The following is a 2,236-nucleotide window of genomic DNA, read 5'->3' on the forward strand; positions in this document are numbered from 1 at the left end:
TATTCCTTAACGAGAATAAAATTCTACAATCAGCTGCTCATTGATTGTCTGGGCAATATCCTCACGTTTGGGCAGAGACGTAACTGTCCCCTTAAAGTTATTCTTATCCAAATCGAGGAATGCCGGTAATCCCCGCCGTCCGGCCGCATCAAGTGCTTCGACAATCCGACCAACTTTCCGACTTTTTTCACGCAACTCAATTACATCACCGGATTTAACCTGGAAAGAGGGGATATTTACTTTAGCCCCATTAACCATGAAATGACCATGACGAACCAGCTGCCTGGCTTCATTTCTGGTATTGGTAAATCCCAACCGATAAGCAATGTTATCGAGGCGTCGCTCAACCATAATCAAAAGATTTTCGCCGGTCACCCCTTTCTGCCGGTCAGCCCGCTGGAAGTAACTACGGAACTGTTTTTCCAATAATCCATAAATCCGGCGAACCTTCTGTTTTTCCCGCAACTGAACACCATATTCAGAAAACTTGCTACGCCGCTGACCATGCTGTCCAGGAGCATAAGCCCTCCGGTCCACGGCACACTTGTCCGTATAACATCGATCACCCTTTAAAAAAAGTTTTATCCCTTCTCGACGACAAAGTCGACAAACAGAATCTTTATACCTTGCCAAAACAGCCTCCTTTAGACCCTTCTCCGTTTGGGTGGCCGACACCCGTTATGTGGAATAGGGGTTATATCTTTAATAACTTTTATGGTCATCCCAGCAGCCTGAATCGCCCGAATTGCTGATTCACGGCCGGCTCCCGGCCCTTTAACCAGCACTTCCACGGTACGCATTCCATGCTCCACAGCCCGCTGTGCTGCTTCTTCAGCCGTTTGCCGGGCAGCAAAGGGGGTACTTTTCCGTGACCCTTTAAAACCGACTACCCCGGCACTGGCCCAGGCAATTACATTACCGTTAACATCGGTAAAAGTAACCTGAGTATTATTAAAAGTAGCCTGAATACAGGCAACTCCCACCGGAACATTCTTTTTCACTTTTGCTTTTGTAGTTTTTCCTCTGGGTTTGGCCATTTTTCCTCCACAAACCTGATAGCCGGCAGTACAACTGTCAGCTACCAGCTAATTCACTATCAATCAGCTGCTAATACTTACTATCCCGGGTTGTCACATTCCCACAGTTAGACTATCCTATTTTTATCCCAAGGTGATGAGACTGTTATTTGCGCTTGCGAGCTACCGGATTTCGTCCCGGCCCTTTTCTGGTTTTGGCATTGGTTTTGGTTCTTTGCCCCCTCACCGGCAGTGAACGGCGATGCCTCAGCCCCCGGTAGCAACCAATATCCATCAGTCTTTTGATATTCCCACTTATCTCACGGCGCAAATCACCTTCAATATAGTTATCTTTATCAATCTGTTCGCGAATCTGACCCAATTCATCGTCCTGGAGCTGGTCCGCACGGATATCAGGATTTATCTGCGCTTTTTCAAGGATCATCTGAGCCTTACTTTTGCCGATCCCATAAACATAGGTAAGTGCGATGACGATCCGCTTATTCGGTAATACTACCCCTGCAATTCTAGCCAATTCCCACTCCTTCTCGTATCGGGTTTATCCCTGGCGCTGCTTATGCTTTGGATTTACGCAAAGCACCCTAACGACGCCATGCCGTTTAACTATCTTACACTTGTCACACATCTTCTTAACTGATGCCCGGACTTTCATTATCTGTCCCCCCTCTATTGTTCAACCCCTACAGGCGCTATTTAGCCCGGTAGGTAATTCTCCCCCTGGCAAGATCATAAGGAGATAATTCCATGGTTACCGTATCACCGGGTAGGATTTTAATGAAATGCATCCTCATTTTCCCGGATATATGGGCAAGCACCTGGTGGCCGTTTTCCATCTCTACCCGAAACATTGCATTAGGCAACGTTTCCAGCACTTTACCCTGCACCTCTATTACATCTTCTTTATTGGCCATGTGTGTATCCTTGCTGCTTTCTCTTTAATTCAGCCTAATCAATCACTTAAACCTAAGTTAAGCGTTTAGCTGTTAGCTATCAGCGTTTAGCCTTGAAAAATAAAGGCGTTACGTTAATGAGAAATAACACCCAACGGGTGAAAGTTTGTAAGTAAATATTTGACTTTGTCTATAGATTGACAAATTTTTATTATTTCTCACAGAGACACGGAGTCACAGAGGGCAAATGACTCGGGTTCTCTGTGACTTTGTGCCTCTGTGAGAGTATTTTTATCTTTTCTGAAAATG

Annotated in this window: 5 protein-coding genes; all 5 read right to left on the minus strand. The window is 45.6% G+C overall.

The window, feature by feature from the left end; translation table 11 throughout:
* Positions 1-6: 6 nt before the first annotated feature.
* The 5 genes from rpsD to infA all read right to left on the minus strand — a co-directional run bounded on the left by rpsD (position 7) and on the right by infA (position 1,948).
* Entirely contained in the window at positions 7-633 is a 627-nt protein-coding gene (gene rpsD, locus U9P07_04140) for a 30S ribosomal protein S4 (GenBank protein ID MEA2108589.1), read from the minus strand.
* A gap of 11 nt (positions 634-644) precedes the next feature.
* Positions 645-1,037 carry a 30S ribosomal protein S11 gene (rpsK, locus tag U9P07_04145; GenBank protein MEA2108590.1) on the minus strand — a complete coding sequence of 131 codons (393 nt, stop codon included), beginning with the start codon at positions 1,035-1,037 and terminating at the stop codon, positions 645-647.
* 145 nt (positions 1,038-1,182) lie between these two features.
* Positions 1,183-1,551, minus strand: a complete 369-nt coding sequence (rpsM, locus tag U9P07_04150) for a 30S ribosomal protein S13 (GenBank protein ID MEA2108591.1) — start codon at positions 1,549-1,551, stop codon at positions 1,183-1,185.
* Positions 1,552-1,575: 24 nt separating this feature from the next.
* Complete coding sequence (gene rpmJ, locus U9P07_04155) at positions 1,576-1,689, minus strand: 50S ribosomal protein L36 (GenBank protein ID MEA2108592.1); 114 nt, start codon at positions 1,687-1,689, stop codon at positions 1,576-1,578.
* 37 nt (positions 1,690-1,726) lie between these two features.
* The gene (gene infA, locus U9P07_04160; protein ID MEA2108593.1) at positions 1,727-1,948 is read right to left on the minus strand and encodes a translation initiation factor IF-1; all 222 of its coding nucleotides are present in this window, start codon (positions 1,946-1,948) and stop codon (positions 1,727-1,729) included.
* Between the last annotated feature and the right edge of the window lie 288 nt (positions 1,949-2,236).

This window comes from Pseudomonadota bacterium (assembly GCA_034660915.1).
In the GTDB taxonomy this organism is placed as follows: Bacteria; Desulfobacterota; Anaeroferrophillalia; order Anaeroferrophillales; family Anaeroferrophillaceae; genus DQWO01.